The following is a 16,507-nucleotide window of genomic DNA, read 5'->3' on the forward strand; positions in this document are numbered from 1 at the left end:
GCGAGAGGCGCTTTTCGCTTCGGTCTTTCGTTGTGTCTTTATTCTTTCAGCGACCCGATTTACTGTCAAATTCGGCGCTTCCGGAATTCCGACTTACCCTGTCTCCGGGGCAACCCCTCTAACTTACCAGCCGATCCGGACACATGCGAATCGTCCGTCATCGAGCCAGGAGAAGAGGGGAGTTGCCGGGCACCTCCGAGGCTCCTCAGAGTCTTCGGCTGCCCTGCGTCGGCAACTCTAGCAGCCCGACGCACCTGCTTTGCGCCACACAGGTAATCCCACGGTCCTTCCCTCCCCTCGTGTCAATCAAACCTCGGCATGCCCCCAGCTGGTCGTACGAGGAGGGCCGGCTTGGCCACGCGGCAAGCCGACGTCAACCCATCCGCAATCGCCGAACGGTACGAAGTACGTACGAGCACTCTGCGCCCATGGAGGTGTCCGCTATGACTCGCTCGGAGTTCGACGACATCCGCGCCTTCCTCGCCGATGAGGCGACCCACGCCGGTGACCTGCTGCGGGTCGCCCGGACTCTGATCGACGACCTGGAGCACGCCCGCATGCGCGAGGCCATCCTCCGGACGTACTACCTGCGTCTTCTCACGGCCGCCCGCGCGACCGTGGCGGCGGACAGCGTCGGCGCCCCCGACCCGCTGACCTTCCTCAGGCACGAGCTCGCCGAGCACGGCCAGCTGCCCGAGGACGGCGCGGCCGTACAGCGCATCCTGTCCGACGCGCGGGCGGCGGAGGCGCTGCTCGCATGCCTGGAGGAGAACGTGCAGCGCCGCCCGCAGGGAATGCGCCTGCGGCGTTGTGTCGGCACCGGCCGCCGGCTCTCCCACTGATGGGCTGCCGACGGAGCACGGAGCGCCGCCGGCGGCTGCGCGGGGACCAGCGGTGCGCGATGCGCCGCCCGCGGGGTGACCGGATGACAACTCCGCAGATACCCGCCCTTGGTGCTATGGCTGTCAGACTGCGCGTATGTGGCAGCGAGGGTTGAATTGGGCGGCGGTCGCCTTTGTTGGGATATTCGGCCTGATGTGGGTTGGCGTCGTGATTTACGCGGACGCGGACTCCACCCTCTGGATGCGCATCGGAGAGACGATCTTCGGCCTCATTCTCACCGGCTGGGCCGTGCGAAGGGCGGCCATCATGATCATCAAAGTGTGAGTGCCATGAGCGAGCAACTCTACGAAATCAGTCATGACATGGGCGACGACGTACAGGAGTCGCACGTCGCCATGTACCGCGACAGCTTCCCGCAACGGCATCGCATCGACGAGATCGACGACGAGGTGGCACGTGGCATCTCTCGGTGGGTCCACGAGGAAGACGAGCGGGAGTCGGACACGTACGTGGACCCGTTGGAAGAGTCCCGGTCGTACTTCGAGGACGACAATCCGCGTTCGGCCCGCTAGTACGTCCCTCGGGGCTGACACGGCGGCGCGACGCCCCACCCCACCCCACCCCGGAGCCGGCGCGCTGGTCACCGGCTCGGTGTCCCGGCTGCGAGTTGTGCAGCGCCGATCTGGTGCCCCGCTCGATACAGCCGGCGAACGCCGCCTGAACTCGGGATCGCCAGGCAGCCCCACCTCGTGGGCGGCCTCCATGAGCTGGCTCACCCAACGGTGCCGCTGCGGCTCGGTGATCGCCTCGCCGAGATGCATGGGCAGCATGTGCGCGTATCCGCCGCGCTCCTCGGTGCAGCGGTTCGGGCCACCGAACACCTCCCCCAGCCGGATGGCGACGTATCCGGGATGGCCGGAATCCAAGTGCCGGAGCAACGGCCCGATCAGGTCATCCTTCCGAACCTGCACATAGAAGGCCTCGGTCAGGCTCTCCAGTGCCTCCCCCAGCCCGCCAGCTTGTAGAGGATCGACGCAGGTAATCCTGTGCGCGCTGGAGGGCGATCTCAACCCTTTGATCCACCCGGGCGGCTCCTGCAGCCGGCCCGGCCTCGTCCTCCCGTTCGACGTCAGCGTCGTCCTGACCGGTCAGGACGGCGTCGCATGCGGGGTCAGCCTCCATTCGAGGGAAGCGGCCCCGCGCCCCGCCGTGGTCGGGACAATCTTCGGATGACCTTCAATCACAACGATCACTACCACCCGGTGCTGATCAAGCAGATCCCGGACGGGGCGCGTAGGGCACTCGACGTCGGGTGCGGAACCGGGCGGTTCGCACGCGCGCTGGCGGCCCGCGGGCTGGACGTCGACGCGGTCGACCCCGACAAGGCCGTGATCCACGCCGCGACAGGGGCCGGGGTCACCTACATCCACGGCGACATCACGACCATGGAGCTGCCTGCCGGCCACTACGACTACATCTCGTGCCTGGCGAGCCTGCATCATGTGCCCTTCGACACGGTACGGAAGTTGCGGGCGGCTCTCGCTCCCGGCGGGGTGCTGGCCGTGCTGGGCTGCTACCGGATGAGTGCCCCCTCGGACTACCTGTTCGACCTGGTCGCCATTCCGGCCAACGCGGCCATGCGGCTCGCGCTGATCCGGCGTCCCGCCCCGGAGGTCGATGCACCGGTGAAGGCGGCGAGCATGACGTTGGAGGAGATTCGGAGCGAGGCGGCGACGCTGCTGCCGGGGGCGCGGATCAGGCGGCTGGTGTTCTGGCGCTATTTGCTGACGTATCAGGCGGTCTGACGCCGGGCGCGAGTGCCCGTCCGGACGGTCCCGCGCAGCGAGACGCTCCTACGGCTGCCTGAACCGGGGATCTTGAGCGGAAGGGGATGACGCGCAGGTCGGCCCGCCCGGTGTTCTGCGAGCGGGCACCCGACGCCTTCACCGCAGGTACGCGTACAGGGCGACGGGTCAGCCGATGGCCAGGGCCTCGTCGTTCGGGTCGTCCGCGAAGCCGGGGACCCAGCGGACGACCTCGTCGCGGAACCTCGCCGTCGCGTTGAGCTGGCACAGGACCCCGATGCCGGCCGCGTGGACCCGGTGGATGAGGACGTACGACACCGGGAGGTTGAGCTGGCGCACCACGTTCGTGGGGCGCAGGTCCGTGACGCTCGCGGCCTGGGCCTGGAGCCATTCACGGCTGAAGGTGAACTCCTCCACCGCCGTGGGCTCGACGTACGGGGCGAGGAACGCGCGCAGGGCGTCCGGGTCCACCTCTATCCCGGGGCGGATGAAGCCCTCCTCCCGCAACCCGTTGATCACGGTCTCCATGTCGCCCTTGTTGAAGATCCGCGTCAGCTGGCCGAACGCCTTGGGGTAGCCCTCGGGAAGCCGGTTGACCGCGCCGAAGTCGAGGACGCCCAGCTTGCCGTTCGGCAGCATGCGGAAGTTGCCCGGGTGGGGGTCGGCGTGCAGCATGCCGACGCGGGCCGGCGAGCAGAAGAGAAAGCGGACGAACAGCAGCCCCATCCGGTCGCGCTCTTCCTTGGTCCCCTCGGCGATGATGCGGGACAGCGGCGTGCCGTCCATCCACTCGGAGACGAGGACCATCTCGTTGGCGGCGATCACGTCCGGGACGTGGAAGTCGGGGTCGTCCATGAACTCGAGGGCGAAGGCGTGCTGGGCCTCGGCCTCGCGGAGGTAGTCGAGCTCCTCGGCGATGCGCTCGCGCAGCTCCTCCAGCACCGCCTTGATGTCGAGACCGGGCAGCACGACCCCGAAGAGCTTGCCGAGCCGCGCGAGCTGGGCGAAGTCGCCGAGCAGCGCCTTACCCGCCCCCGGGTATTGGATCTTGACCGCGGCTTCCCGGCCGTCGTGCCACACGGCCCGGTGGACCTGGCCGATGGAGGCGGCGGCGGTCGGCTTGTCGTCGAAGGAGATGAAGTTGTCGCGCCAGTCGTCGCCGAGCTGCTCGGCCAGCACCTTGTGAACGGTGGCCGCGGGCAGCGGCGGCGCCGCCTCCTGGAGTCTCGTCAGCGTGGCGCGGTAGGGTCCCGCGATCTCTTGGGGCAGGGCCGCCTCGAAGATGGACAGGGCCTGGCCGACCTTCATCGCTCCGCCCTTGAGCTCGCCGAGCACCTTGAAGATCTGTTCGGCGGTCCGCTGCTGGATCTCCAGGGCCACCGTCTCGGCCGGCTTGCCCCCGATCCGCTTGCCGAGTCCGAGGGCTGCGCGCCCGGCGAACCCCAGTGGGAGAGAGGCCAGCTTGGCGGAGCGCGTTACGGCGCGGCGTGGAAGATCGCTCACACTGATGCGCGGCCTCTCGGGAAGAAGCCGCTCCCCCTTTCGACGGTCGTCGCCGGAACACGTCAGTCGCTGGTGGGCGACACGACCATTCTTAGCGAATAAGGATTGTTTCGCATACAATGACATTCCGGATGAGGCGTCCACGGCGTGCTCCCCCAGCGCCAGTCGGGGGTGACGTCCGCTGTGGAGTTCGTCACAACCGATGGATGACCGTCCAGATGGGCCAGCGCGTGCCCGGTCGCGGCGGCGGCCACGACCGTCGCGAGGGTGGTGTCGCAGGCGACCTCTCCCGGCGGGTAGCCGCCCAGCCGGGCGGTCACCATCGCCCATCCGGGGTCGCGGTCCCGTCTGGTCAGATCGAGGCAGTGGAGGCATGCCGTACGGCCTGGCAGGACGAGCGGCCCGACGGACCCGTGCCCCTCGAAGGCGGAGGCGAGCAGGTGTGGGATGCCGAGCTCGGCCAGCTCGTTGACCAGCAGGAGGTCGAGCGGCTCGACGGGGGCGAGGATGACGAGGTCGGGGCGGTGGGTCCCGTCGCCGAGGTAGGGGCCGCCGGCTCGTACCAGGACGGAAGGCGTGCCGGGAGGGGCCGGCGGCGTGACGACCGGCGCGGCGCGGGCGTGAGCCTGGTTTCCCACGGTACGCGCGCCGTCTTCCACGGAGGCCGTTCTCATGAGCGCCGGGTCAGGGGGAGCGTGGTCCTTCACGGGACGGACACCGGATCTCACGGGACCTGGTCCAGGGCGTCGGCGCCGGCCTGGGCGTGGGTCCGGCTCGGTGTCGGCGGCGCCTGCCGCTTCCGGAGGCGGCGGGGCTCCGCCGGACGTCAGGCGTCGGGCGACGGCCACCGCGCCGTCCTGGCGGCTGAGGTGCAGCTCGCTCCACGTCAGGCCGCCCGGTGTGAGGTCGCGGGGCCGGACCGGGCCCGGGTCGAACACCCGGATGTCGCCCACGCCGCACGATGCCAGCAGAGCGACGATCTGTGCCCCCACCCTGCCCGCTCCGTGGACTCGCACCCGTGCCCGTCTCCTTGCCTGGAACACGATGGAGCCGCCGTCCGGACCCGCCGACGCCAGGTCGAGGGCGTCGACGTCGGGCTCCAGCCGGTCGCGCTCGGCCAGCGAGAGCCCGCGCAGCGACACATGACCGGCTGAGGCATCGTGGAGCACTCTGCGAGCGGTCAGCTGGTCGAGCATGGCGCGGGCCATCGGCTCGTCGAGGCCGGCGGCGGACGCGGCTCGCAGCACCTGCCCCATGTCGCGGCTGCCGTCGAGCAGAGCGATCCATCTCCGGACCGGGCCGGTGAGACCGGTCAGGACGACGGCCTTGGCGGGATGGACGCCTAGCTGCAGGGTGTGCTCGTCGCGCAGGATGCGCCGGAGGGCGGGCTTCACACGTGGCCTCATGGCCGGAAGGTTTCCACGTCGCGGCGGCTCCGCGCGGCGGCTTTCCGCGGGCTGTGGATAACCGAGGAGGCGGGGGGTGGGCTGTGGATGACCGAGGAGGCGGGGGCGGGCTGTGGAAGACGCCACAGCGACGGGCGGAGGTCGGGAAGCGAGCGTTGCCGGCAGGCCGGGACCACGCCGTCGCGGCATGGCCCCGACCTGGTGGTGGCGTGGATGCCTGGAGGGCGGTGGCCGGTGGTCGTTACGCTCCCCGCATGAGTGAGCTCCTCGTCGAGCGCGACCCCGACGGTGTCGTGCGGCTGACCCTGAACCGGCCCGACCGGCGCAACGCCATGACCGACGGCATGACCGAGCAGTGGCGCGACACCATGGCCGAACTGGCCGGTGACCGGGACGTGCGGTGCGTGGTCGTCACCGGTGCCGGGTCAGCGTTCTGCGCCGGCGGCGACCTGTCCTGGCTGGGCGAGCGGAACGCCGAGCCCGTTCCGCGGCTGCGCGAGCGGATGCTCGGCTTCTACCGTTCCTGGCTGTCCATCGCGGCGCTGGAGGTACCGACCGTCGCGGCCGTCAACGGGCCGGCGGTCGGCGCGGGGCTGTGCCTGGCGCTGGCGTGCGACCTCGTGTACGCGGCCGACGACGCCCGGCTGCTGGCCCCTTTCACGTCGCTCGGCCTGCATCCGGGGATGGCAGCCACGTACCTGCTGCCGGCGAGAGGCGGGACGGGGCTGGCGCGGGAGATGCTGCTCACCGGTCAGGCTATTTCGGGCAAGGAAGCAGAGATTAAAGGATTGGTAAATCGTTGTTTTCCGCGAGCTGACCTCATGACGGAAGTGTCGGCGGTCGCGCGGAAGATCGCCCGGAACGCTCCCGTCGCCACCCGGCTCACCAAAGTCGCGCTGGCCTCCGGCCACGCCGATCTGGAAGCCGCGCTGCGCTGGGAGGCGCTCGCACAGCCCGTGACCATGGCCTCCGCCGACCTGGTCGAGGGGCTGGCCGCGCAGCGGGAAAGGCGCGTGCCCAAATTCACCGGGTCTTAATCATCTGACCAGGAGAAACAAGCACCTTCCCTCTGTGGAATTTCGCCGGTGTCGGCTAACGTGCATATGTGCCCCCCGAGACAGTCGAGGTCCGTCGCAGTTCTCGTCGCCGGCGTACGGTCTCCGCATACCGCGACGGCGACAAGACGATCGTGCTCCTGCCCGCCTGGCTGACCGGTCAGGACGCGGACGAATGGGTGAGCCGGATGCTCGATCGGCTCGCTGCCCGGGAGCGCCGGAGGAGGCCGACGGACGAGGGCCTCCTCGCGCGGGCCCGGGAGCTGTCGGCGAAGTTCCTCGACGGCAGGGCCGACCCGGCGAGCGTGCGCTGGGTGGACAATCAGCAGCACCGATGGGGCTCCTGCACTCCGGAGAACGGCACGATCCGCATCTCGACCCGGCTCAAGGGCCTGCCCGAATGGGTCATCGACTACGTGATCATCCACGAGCTGGTGCACCTGCTGGTGCCGAGCCACGGTCCCGCGTTCTGGACGCTGGTGGAGCAGTACCCGAGGGCCGAGCGGGCACGCGGCTTCCTCGAGGGCTTCTCTGCCGCCGTCAGCGCACCGCCGGAGGAGTGTTGAGGCGCGTCGCCGCGGTCCTCGTACGGCAGAGCACGGCGAGCGCCGTACCCGAAGGCGTGGACCCGAGGGAGTTCCTGGAGGCGGTCGCCGAGGACGCCTACGAGGTGGTCGCCGGTCTCGACCTGGTGACCCCGGTGCTGGTGACGAGTGTCCCGGGGCTGGACGAGCTGGTCTGGCCGGGCACCGAGGTGATCGAGGTCGGCGAGGACGAGCCGTTGGCGGGCATCGCGGCGCGGCTGGACGGCGACCAGGCGGTCGTGATGGCGGCCGACGCCCCCGACCTGCCGCCGCTGCTGATCGGCAAGCTGTTCCGCGAGCTGGGACGAGCTCAGGTGAGCGTCTGTCCCGCCGAGGGCGGAGGGGCGGTCGCGATGGCGTTCGGGCTGCCGATGCCCGCGTGGGCGGCCTCCGGTCTCGACGAGCCGGACCCGGTCACGGCGCTGCGCGCGCAGGCGCCGGGCAGGCGGATGGTGGCGACGGTCCCGGGCTGGCACCGGCTGCGCGCCGCCGGCGATCTGGCACGACTCGATCCGGGGCTGGAGGGGTGGGACAACACCCGCGCGCTGCTGTCCGAGGCTGGTCTGACCGCGCGCTGAGCTGACCGCAGAACGGGTCCGGCCCGCTCCGCCGCCTCCAGAACGGGCTCTAGGGAACGGCGAGCTCGGCGAAGACCGCGCGGTGGTCCGTGCCCGGCACCGTGTGGACGCTGACCTCACGCACGGCGACCCGCCGGTCCACCAGCACGTGGTCGATCGTGATGATCGGCGGCACCCTCTTGTTGGCGGGCCACGTCGGGATGAGCCCGGCTCCGACCTCGTCGGCGGCGTCCTTGTAGCCGCGGGACAGCACCCCGCGCATCGACGCGTGGTCGAGCGAGGCGTTGAAGTCGCCCGCCAGCACGCGCACCACGTCCGCGGAGGCGGCCGGCAGCTCGCCGAGCGCCTGGCTCCAGTCCGCCGCCTGCCGCCCCAGCGGCGGGAACGGGTGGACGTCGAGGAGCTCGATCGGCTTGCCACCCGGCAGCGAGATCCGGGCGGCCGGCATGTTGTGACCGACGGACGGCGCCAGCTCGGGCATCGCCTCCATCGGGTACTTCGAGAACAGGCCGCTCCCGGTGGCGCTCCACTCGGCCTGGAGCACGCGGTTGGGCATCAACGTCTTCAGCCCCAGGGCGTCGAGCTCCTCCACGGCGCCGGGGGTCAGCTCCTGGGTGTTCAGCACGTCCGGATCAAGGCGGTGAACGAGGTCCATCACCGCCTGCGGGTCGGCCTTGCCGAACAGCATGTTGAGGGTGAGGACGCGCATCGGCCGGCCGGCCGTGGCGTCGGCCGTGCCCAGGGCGCGGGGCAGGACGCTGACGCCGAGCGCGGTCGTGGCGATCAGCGCGACAGCCGTGGCGGCGCGCCTGCGGCCGACCGCGGCCACCAGCAGCGGAAGGAGCGAGCCCGCCGCGACGTACGGCGTGGCGGTCATGAGCTGTGTCGGCAGTGATCCGCGTTCGAGGCCCGCGACCCTGGCCACGGCCCAGGCCGCGAACGGTGTCACGGCGAGCCAGGTCAGTGTGGTCGGCAGCCGGCGGCGCGACCGGGCCGCGACCACGATCGTGCCGCCGACCTTGCTGTCGGCTGAGATCTCCACATCGCCCCCTGTTGGAACGGTACAGACTCTAGCCGGACGGCTGTGAGCGAGGCGTAAGACGCGACAGGAGAACCTCCCTGCCGCGCGCCGCGAGGCGGCGAGTGGCCTCGTCCGACAGCTCGGGGATCTCGTCCACGGGGAACCAGCGCAGGTCGAGGGACTCCTCGCTGATGACCGCCTCGGCGCCCGGCGGCGCCACGGCGGCGTACTCGACGTCGAGGTGCCAGCTGCGCGGCGGGTGGCACCAGACCTCGTGCCGGTCGAGCGCCAGCGGGCCGGGCAGCAGCTCCAGGTCGGGGATCCCGGACTCCTCGGTGGCCTCACGCAGGGCGACGGCGCTCAGCGAGGCGTCGGACGGCTCGCAGTGGCCGCCCATCGGCAGCCACATGCCGGCTTTCGGGTGCAGCGTGAGCAGCACCCGCCCGCCGTCGTGCGACAGCACCGCCGTGGTCGCCGTCAGGTGACCGGGGACGCATTCGCGCAGCATCGCGTCGTCGTGGTCGCGCAGGTGGCCGAGGAACCCGCTGCGAAGCCGCTCCTCCTCGGCGGTGGGCGCCGTCCAGCCGGACAGGACGGCCACCGCGTCGCCGTGCAGGCTCACTTCTGGTCGTCCTCGCCCTTCTCCTGGTCCTTCTCGTCGTCGCCGGGGCCTTCCATGCCGCTTTCGAGGTGTGAGATGTCCCACTCCGACTCGCCCCGGACGAACGCCTCGGGGTCGTCGAGGTCAGCGGCCGACGGCATCAGGTCCGGGTGGGACCACAGCGCGTCGCGCCCGTCGACGCCGCGCGCCTCCCGGACCGCCTCCCACAGCGCCGCGGCCTCGCGCAGGCGGCGGGGACGCAGCTCCAGGCCCACGAGGGTGCCGAAGGTCAGCTCGGCCGGGCCGCCGGTCGCGCGGCGCCGCCGTACGGTCTCGGCGAGGGCTCCCGCGGACGGCAGCTTGCCCTCGGCGGCGTGGCCCGCCACGGTGGCGACCCAGCCCTCGACCAGGGCGAGCGCCGTCTCCAGGCGCGCCAGCGCGGCCTTCTGCCGCTCGGTCTCCTCGGGCTTGAGCAGCGCGCCGCCGCTCAGCGCCTCCTGGATGGCCTGCGGGTTGTTGATGTCGAGCCCGCGGATCTGCTCCTCGAGGGCCGAGGTGTCGACCGTGATGCCCCGCGCGTACTCCTCGACCGCGCCCAGCAGGTGGGAGCGCAGCCACGGCACGTGCTGGAACAGACGGTGATGCGCGGCCTCGCGCAGCGCCAGGTAGATCCGGATCTCCTCGGACGGCAGCTCCAGGCCCTGGCTGAACGAGGCGATGCCGCCGGGCAGCAGCGCGGCCCTGTCGGACAGCGGCAGGCCGATGTCGGTGGTGCCGAGCACCTCGCGCGCCAGCGAGCCGATGGCCTGGCCGATCTGCTGGCCGACCATCATGCCGCCCATCTGCTTGAGCATGCCCATGAGCGGCCCGGCCATCTGCTGGGCCTCGGGCGGCAGGCCGGAGCCGCCGAGCGCGCCGCCCATGGTCTCGACCATGCGCGCGGCGATCGGCTCGCACAGCGTGCGCCAGACGGGGATCGTGTTCTCGATCCACTCGGAGCGGCTCCACGCCTCGGGCGCGCCGACGCCGCTGGGCAGCGTGGTGGCCTCGTTCAGCCACAGATCGGCCAGGCGCAGGGCCTCGACGATCTGCCGGCGCTCGCCCTCCATGACGCTGGGATCGCCCTCCGCCACCACGGCGTGACGGGCGATGTTCTTGGCCATGTCCCAGTTGACCGGGCCTGAACCCTGGGGTGCCGACAGCATGTCGGCGAACTGGCGCATCGCCTGAGCCATCTGCTCAGGGTTGCCGAACATGGCGAACGGGTTTTCGTTGGGGTCGTTTTCGCGACCTGGCAGGTCAGTCACCGCTCTACCTCGTGCAGGATGGAGGAGTCCACATCCGCCACGTTAGTCGTCCTGCGGCGGATCAGTGCAAAGTGAGGACCTGGTGCCTACCTCGAAACGCCCGCGCCAACCTGTCGTCGCCGTCACGGGCGCCGCCTCAGGGCTGGGCCGCGAGCTGCTCGCAAAGCTCGTATCCTCCGCGGATTTCCGCAGGGTGGTGGCCATCGACGAGGAGCGCGGCGACGTCCGGGAGGCGACCTGGAGAGTCATCGACGTCCGGGATCCGCTCTTGGCGAACCGGATCTCCGACATCGACGTCCTGGTCCACCTGGCCGGCGACTACGCGGTCGATTCCGACCCGCGTGAGCGCCGCGCGTACAACCTGAGAGCGGCGCAGACCGTGCTCACCGCCTCCGCCGCGGCGCGCGTGCGGCGGGTGGTGCTCGTCACGAGCGCGATGGTGTACGGCGCGGCGCCGGAGAACGACGTGCCGCTGCCGGAGGACGCCGCGGTCGCGGCCGAGCCCGACACCGGCGTCGTCGGCGACTACCTGGAGATCGAGGCGCTCGTGCGCCGGTCGCTGCGCAGCCATCCGGGGCTGGAGGTGACGGTGCTGCGGCCCGCCGCGGTCGTGGGGCCCGGGGTGGACACGGTCATCACCCGCCACTTCGAGTCGCCGCGGCTGCTGACGGTCAAGGGGTGCTCGCCGCGCTGGCAGTTCTGCCACGTGGACGACCTGCTCTCGGCGCTGGAGCTGGCCGCGCGGGGCGTGGTCACGGGCGTGCTCGGGGTCGGCTCCGACGGCTGGCTGGAGCAGGAGCAGGTGGAGGAGATGGCGGGGCTGCGCAGGTTCGAGCTGCCCGCGGGGCTGACGTTCGGCACCGCGCAGCGGCTGCACCGCCTGGGCATCACCCCGGCGCCCGCCACGGACCTGCACTACGTCGTCTACCCGTGGGTGGTCGACTGCGCCAGGCTGCGCGAGGCCGGCTGGAAGCCGGCGTGGACCAACGAGGCCGCGTTCCAGCAGCTCCTGGAGCTGCGCGAAAAGGCGACGACCGTGGTCGGCAGGCGCCTGCCGGTCAAGGAGGCCACGCTCACCGCGGCGGGCGCGACCGTCGCCGTCATCGGCACGGCCGCCATCGTCCGCCAGGTACGCAGGAAGCGCCGCCAGTGAGGCCCGGGGCGGTTCGGTAGGCTCTGGTCCGTGGACGTCATCCGGTTGCTCGGCATACGTGACACCTCGCTCTCCGTGCAGGAGGTGCTCGCCGCCGTGGGCGACCACGCCGCCGGTGGCACGACGCTGTTCGTGGGCACCGTACGCGAGCAGGACCACGGCAAGCCGGTGACCCGCCTTTCCTACTCCGCGCACCCGTCGGCGGGCGACGAGCTGCGCCGGGTGGCCGAGAAGGTCGCCGCCGACTTCCCCGTGACCGCGCTCGCGGCCGTCCACCGGGTCGGCGACCTGGAGCTGGGCGACATCGCCGTGATCGTCGCTGTGGCCGCTCCGCACCGCCAGGAGGCGTTCGCCGCCTCGCGCCGGCTGATCGACGACCTCAAGGCCGAGGTGCCGATCTGGAAACATCAGGCGTTCGCCGACGGGTCGGCCGAGTGGGTCGGCGCCTGCGAATAAGCTCGTCTCCATGTCGCGTCGCGCCTTGACCCTGCTGGTTGCGGGCTTCCTCGTGCTCTTGCTCGGCGTCGTGGGCGCGGTGATGAAGGTTCCGTACGTGGTGCTGAGTCCGGGACCGACCGAGAACACGATCGGCCAGGTCGACAAGAAGCCGGTGATCACCATCTCCGGGCGGCAGACCTATCCGACCAGCGGCGAGCTCAACCTCGTGACCGTCGCCTACCAGGGCGGCCCGAGCAGCCGCATCGATCTGCTGACCGCGCTGCGCGGCTGGATCGATCCCGACGTCGCCGTCGTGCCCGAGTCGACGATCTTCCCCGAGACCCGCTCGCAGCAGCAGGTCGAGGAGGAGAACACCGTCGAGATGGCCAACTCCCAGGACTACGCGACGGCCGCGGCGCTGAGCGAGCTGAAGATCCCGTACGGCACGGCCGTGTCGGTGCTGTCCACCGAGAAGGGCAAGCCGGCCGACGGCAAGCTGCGCAAGGGCGACGAGATCACCGCGGTCGGCGGCAGGACGGTCGCGAACGTGGAGGGCATCTCCGAGGCGGTCAAGGCCGTCAAGCCCGGTGAGAGCGTGGCGTTCACCATCACCCGCGGCAAGGACAAGCTCGACGTCTCCGTGCCGACCGTGCAGGGCGCGGGCGGCAAGGCGGTCGTCGGCATGGTGATGCAGGCGAAGTACAAGTTCCCGTTCGACGTCGACATCAACGTGGGCGACGTCGGCGGGCCGAGCGCCGGGCTGATGTTCTCGCTCGGCATCCTCGACAAGCTCACGCCGGGCGAGCTGACGGGCGGCAAGGACATCGCCGGCACCGGCACCATAGACCCGTCCGGCGCGGTCGGCCCGATCGGCGGCATCGCCCAGAAGATGGTCGGCGCGCGCAAGGCCGGGGCGACCGTCTTCCTCACGCCGGCCGACAACTGCGCCGAGGCCCTGAAGGCCGTTCCCGACGGGCTTCGCCTGGTCAGGGCCACCTCGCTGCACGAGGCGGTGCAGGCGCTCGACGCGATCCGCACGGGCAAGGGAGAGGTCCCGGCTTGCGCCGCCGGATGAAACTTCCGCCGACCCCCGTGCGTTAATCGAAGGGCTGGCACAGCGGTGTAGGTTGCCAGACACGGACCGTTTGTTCATCACGACGAGGGGTTGGCCTTGAGCTTCCGGACCCCAGGCGCCGGCCGGGCGATGCGCTTGCCCCGCCGGCCGAGACTGCTTCTGCCTGTCGCGATCGCGCTCGTGGCGATCGTGGCGTTGTTCTTCCTTTTCTCCGGCATCTACACCGACTATCTGTGGTTCGACTCGGTCGACTACACCTCGGTGTTCTCCGGCGTGCTGCTGACAGAGATCGTGCTGTTCCTGGTCGGGGCGGTGCTGATGGTCGGCATCGTCGGCGGCAACATGCTGCTGGCCTTCCGCACCCGGCCCATGTTCGGGCCCGCCATGTTCGGCGGGGGCAGCGGCGCCGACCGCTACCGGATGGCGCTCGATCCCCATCGCAAGCTGATCTTCATCGTCGGCATGGGCATGCTCGCGCTCTTCGCGGGCTCCTCCTTGGCCGGGCAGTGGCAGACGTGGCTGGAGTTCGCCAACGGGGTGCCCTTCGGCAAGACGGACCCGTTGTTCGGGTTCGACCACTCGTTCTTCATGTTCGACTACCCGTTCATCCGGATGGTGCTGAACTTCCTGTTCACCGCCGTGATCGTCTCGATCATCCTGGCGGCGATCACGCACTACCTGTACGGCGGGTTCCGGCTCCAGTCGCCCGGCGTCCACGCCTCGCGCGCCGCGCGGGTGCACCTGTCGGTGCTGCTCGGCGTGTTCGTGCTGCTGAAGGCCGTGGCCTACTGGGTCGACCGCTACGGGCTGGTCTTCTCCGACCGCGGCTTCGTGGACGGGGCGTCCTACACCGACGTCAACGCCGTCCTCCCGGCCAAGACCATCCTGGCGATCATCGCGCTCATCTGCGCCGTGCTGTTCTTCGCCGGCGTCATACGGCCCGGCGGCATGCTCCCCGGCGTGTCGTTCGGCCTGCTGGTGCTGTCGGCCGTGCTGATCGGCGGGGTCTACCCGGCGCTGGTCGAGCAGTTCCAGGTCAAGCCCAACCAGCAGCTCAAGGAAGCCGCCTACATCGACCGCAACATCAAGGCCACCCGCGAGGCGTACGGCGTCGACGGCACCGAGATCCTGCAGTACTCCGCGGAGTCCGACCCGGCCAAGGTGAAGACCGACGGCGACGCGTCCGTGAGCGGGGTGCGGCTGCTCGACCCGGCGCTGGTGTCGTCCACGTTCGACCAGACGCAGCGCATCCGCGGCTTCTACGGCTTCTCGGAGCAGCTCGACGTCGACCGCTACAAGGACGCGAGCGGCAAGCTGGTCGACCACGTCGTCGGCGTCCGCGAGCTGCTCGCCTCCCCCGAGGGCCCGAGCAACTGGATCAACGAGGCGCTGGTCTACACCCACGGCTACGGCATCGTCGCGGCGCCCGGCAACGAGGTCGACTACGGCGGCCTGCCGGCCTACGACGCCAAGGACATGCCGGTCACCGGCCCGCTGGTCAACTCCACCAAGCTGACGGAGTCGCGCGTCTACTTCGGCGAGAACAGCTCCAACGAGTACGTCATCGCCGGCGGCAACCCCAGCAACCCGCAGGAGCTCGACTACCCCGAGACCGGCGGCACCGGCCAGAAGAACACCACCTACGCGGGCAAGGGCGGCGTCCCGGTCGGCTCGTTCATCAACCGGCTCGTCTACGCGGCGAAGTACGGCGAGAAGAACATCCTGCTGTCGGGCGACGTGAACGACAGCTCGAAGATCCTGTACGTGCGCAACCCGCGGGAGCGGGTCGAGAAGGTGGCGCCGTTCCTGACCCTCGACGGCAACCCGTACCCGGCGATCGTGGACGGGCGCGTCACCTGGATCATCGACGGGTACACGACCTCGAACGAGTACCCGTACTCCCAGAGCGAGAGCCTGGGCGACATGACCCGTGACACGGCCGTCGACCGGCGGCTGGTCGCGCAGCAGCCGCAGGACAACATCAACTACATCCGCAACTCGGTGAAGGCCACGGTCGACGCCTACGACGGCACGGTCACGCTCTACGCCTGGGACGACAAGGACCCGGTGCTCAAGACGTGGGGCAAGGCGTTCCCCGGCATCCTGCAGCCGGCCGCCAAGATGAGCCCCGACCTGCAGAGCCACGTGCGCTACCCCGAGGATCTGTTCAAGGTGCAGCGCTACACGCTCTCGCGCTACCACATCACGAACGCCGCGGCCTTCTACAGCAACCAGGACGCCTGGAACGTCCCGAGCGACCCGTCGCAGGGCAACCAGTCGATCAAGCAGCCGCCGTACTACCTGACCACCACGATGCCGGTCCAGGACGCCAAGCCGTCGTTCTCGCTGACGACGACGTTCGTCCCCAGGGAGGGCCCGAACCTGGCGGCGTTCATGGCGGCCGGGTCCACGGTGGGCCAGGACTACGGGAAGCTGCGCATCCTGCGCATGCCGTCCAACACCGCGATCCCGGGTCCGGGCCAGGCGCAGAACAACTTCCAGAACAAGTTCTCCGGCGAGCTCGGCCCGCTGGGCCTCGGCAACGCCAACGTCAGGTACGGCAACCTGCTCACGCTGCCCTACGCGGGCGGGCTCATCTACATCGAGCCCGTGTACGTCCAGACCAAGGCCGGCACCGGCCAGGAGCCGTACCCGATCCTGCGGCGGGTCCTGGTGGCGTTCGGCAACAAGGTCGGCTCGGGCGACAAGCTGGAGGACGCGCTCGCGCAGGTCTTCGGTGAGAGCCAGCAGCAGGCGCAGCCCAACGACCAGCAGCAGGCCCAGCCCAACCAGCAGACGACGGCGCTGGCCCAGGCCATCACCACGGCGCAGAAGGCCTACCAGGACGCCCAGAACGCCCTGAAGGCCAACCCGCCGAACTGGGAGGAGTACGGCAAGGCGCAGAAGCGGCTGGACGAGGCGCTGAAGGCGCTGCAGGGCATCGGCACCCCGGCGCCCACCACCACGACGACCCCGTCGCCGGCGCCCTCGGGGACGCCGGCGCCGACGGGGAGTCCGGCGCCCACGCCGAGCGCGACGCCCACCTCGTCGGCCTCGGCGACACCGCAAGGGGGGACGTAGTCCCGGTTGATTTGCCACCGCCCCGCGCTCCCTATAGTCTTTAGACACACACCGACG

16 protein-coding genes and 1 pseudogene are annotated in these 16,507 nt (G+C 70.4%); 11 read left to right on the forward strand and 6 right to left on the reverse strand.

The features are described from left to right. Positions 1–443: 443 nt before the first annotated feature. The 3 genes from ACIBG4_RS14120 to ACIBG4_RS14130 all read left to right on the forward strand — a co-directional run bounded on the left by ACIBG4_RS14120 (position 444) and on the right by ACIBG4_RS14130 (position 1,415). Entirely contained in the window at positions 444–842 is a 399-nt protein-coding gene (locus tag ACIBG4_RS14120) for a hypothetical protein (protein ID WP_355450784.1), read from the forward strand. A 136-nt stretch (positions 843–978) separates the two neighbouring features. Then, positions 979–1,167: a hypothetical protein gene (locus tag ACIBG4_RS14125; RefSeq protein WP_310713079.1), complete on the forward strand. Its 189-nt coding sequence runs from the start codon at positions 979–981 to the stop codon at positions 1,165–1,167. A 5-nt stretch (positions 1,168–1,172) separates the two neighbouring features. Continuing rightward, positions 1,173–1,415: a hypothetical protein gene (locus ACIBG4_RS14130; protein WP_310713077.1), complete on the forward strand. Its 243-nt coding sequence runs from the start codon at positions 1,173–1,175 to the stop codon at positions 1,413–1,415. A 225-nt stretch (positions 1,416–1,640) separates the two neighbouring features. Here the strand turns inward: ACIBG4_RS14130 and ACIBG4_RS14135 are convergent. Continuing rightward, a pseudogene (locus ACIBG4_RS14135) lies at positions 1,641–1,814 on the reverse strand (antibiotic biosynthesis monooxygenase); the annotation flags it as partial. Between the two features lie 258 nt (positions 1,815–2,072). Between ACIBG4_RS14135 and ACIBG4_RS14140 the strand changes: the two are divergent. Continuing rightward, the gene (locus ACIBG4_RS14140) at positions 2,073–2,648 is read left to right on the forward strand and encodes a class I SAM-dependent methyltransferase (RefSeq protein ID WP_397202139.1); all 576 of its coding nucleotides are present in this window, start codon (positions 2,073–2,075) and stop codon (positions 2,646–2,648) included. A 168-nt stretch (positions 2,649–2,816) separates the two neighbouring features. On the opposite strand, the gene ACIBG4_RS14145 is transcribed toward ACIBG4_RS14140, so the two are convergent. Continuing rightward, positions 2,817–4,151 (reverse strand): AarF/UbiB family protein, encoded by a 1,335-nt coding sequence (locus ACIBG4_RS14145; protein ID WP_310713071.1) that lies wholly within the window; start codon positions 4,149–4,151, stop codon positions 2,817–2,819. A 62-nt stretch (positions 4,152–4,213) separates the two neighbouring features. After that, entirely contained in the window at positions 4,214–5,557 is a 1,344-nt protein-coding gene (locus ACIBG4_RS14150; RefSeq protein WP_397202140.1) for a hypothetical protein, read from the reverse strand. A 254-nt stretch (positions 5,558–5,811) separates the two neighbouring features. Here ACIBG4_RS14150 and ACIBG4_RS14155 point away from each other — a divergent pair, with 254 nt between their 5' ends. The 3 genes from ACIBG4_RS14155 to ACIBG4_RS14165 all read left to right on the forward strand — a co-directional run bounded on the left by ACIBG4_RS14155 (position 5,812) and on the right by ACIBG4_RS14165 (position 7,774). Next, positions 5,812–6,594, forward strand: a complete 783-nt coding sequence (locus ACIBG4_RS14155) for an enoyl-CoA hydratase-related protein (RefSeq protein ID WP_310713069.1) — start codon at positions 5,812–5,814, stop codon at positions 6,592–6,594. Positions 6,595–6,662: 68 nt separating this feature from the next. Beyond that, positions 6,663–7,178, forward strand: coding sequence for a M48 family metallopeptidase (locus ACIBG4_RS14160; protein ID WP_355450769.1), 516 nt, complete (start codon positions 6,663–6,665; stop codon positions 7,176–7,178). Beyond that, positions 7,175–7,774: a hypothetical protein gene (locus tag ACIBG4_RS14165; RefSeq protein WP_397202141.1), complete on the forward strand. Its 600-nt coding sequence runs from the start codon at positions 7,175–7,177 to the stop codon at positions 7,772–7,774. Before ACIBG4_RS14160 ends, ACIBG4_RS14165 begins: the two co-directional genes overlap by 4 nt. Before the next feature lie 49 nt (positions 7,775–7,823). Here the strand turns inward: ACIBG4_RS14165 and ACIBG4_RS14170 are convergent, their stop codons facing one another. From ACIBG4_RS14170 to ACIBG4_RS14180, 3 genes are read right to left on the reverse strand one after another with little or no spacing between them, the layout of a single operon-like run. Then, a complete protein-coding gene (locus ACIBG4_RS14170; RefSeq protein ID WP_397202142.1) occupies positions 7,824–8,816 on the reverse strand; it encodes an endonuclease/exonuclease/phosphatase family protein in 993 nt (330 codons plus the stop codon). Positions 8,817–8,844: 28 nt separating this feature from the next. Then, positions 8,845–9,417, reverse strand: coding sequence for an NUDIX hydrolase (locus tag ACIBG4_RS14175; RefSeq protein ID WP_397202143.1), 573 nt, complete (start codon positions 9,415–9,417; stop codon positions 8,845–8,847). Next, positions 9,414–10,652 (reverse strand): zinc-dependent metalloprotease, encoded by a 1,239-nt coding sequence (locus ACIBG4_RS14180; RefSeq protein WP_397202497.1) that lies wholly within the window; start codon positions 10,650–10,652, stop codon positions 9,414–9,416. The genes ACIBG4_RS14175 and ACIBG4_RS14180 overlap by 4 nt, the downstream gene beginning before the upstream one ends. 130 nt (positions 10,653–10,782) lie before the next feature. Between ACIBG4_RS14180 and ACIBG4_RS14185 the strand changes: the two genes are divergently transcribed. The 4 genes from ACIBG4_RS14185 (at position 10,783) to ACIBG4_RS14200 (ending at position 16,450) form a co-directional block, all read left to right on the forward strand. Next, the gene (locus ACIBG4_RS14185) at positions 10,783–11,856 is read left to right on the forward strand and encodes an NAD-dependent epimerase/dehydratase family protein (RefSeq protein ID WP_310713086.1); all 1,074 of its coding nucleotides are present in this window, start codon (positions 10,783–10,785) and stop codon (positions 11,854–11,856) included. 30 nt (positions 11,857–11,886) lie between these two features. Further along, a complete protein-coding gene (locus tag ACIBG4_RS14190) occupies positions 11,887–12,312 on the forward strand; it encodes a molybdenum cofactor biosynthesis protein MoaE (protein ID WP_310713061.1) in 426 nt (141 codons plus the stop codon). 10 nt (positions 12,313–12,322) lie between these two features. Further along, positions 12,323–13,369 carry a PDZ domain-containing protein gene (locus tag ACIBG4_RS14195; protein WP_397202144.1) on the forward strand — a complete coding sequence of 349 codons (1,047 nt, stop codon included), beginning with the start codon at positions 12,323–12,325 and terminating at the stop codon, positions 13,367–13,369. 129 nt (positions 13,370–13,498) lie between these two features. Continuing rightward, on the forward strand, positions 13,499–16,450 hold the full coding sequence (locus ACIBG4_RS14200) for a UPF0182 family protein (protein WP_397202145.1): 2,952 nt from the start codon (positions 13,499–13,501) through the stop codon (positions 16,448–16,450). Positions 16,451–16,507: the final 57 nt, after the last annotated feature.

Origin of the sequence: Nonomuraea sp. NPDC050383 (assembly GCF_044459125.1) — a bacterium.
Taxonomy (GTDB): Bacteria; Actinomycetota; Actinomycetes; order Streptosporangiales; family Streptosporangiaceae; genus Nonomuraea.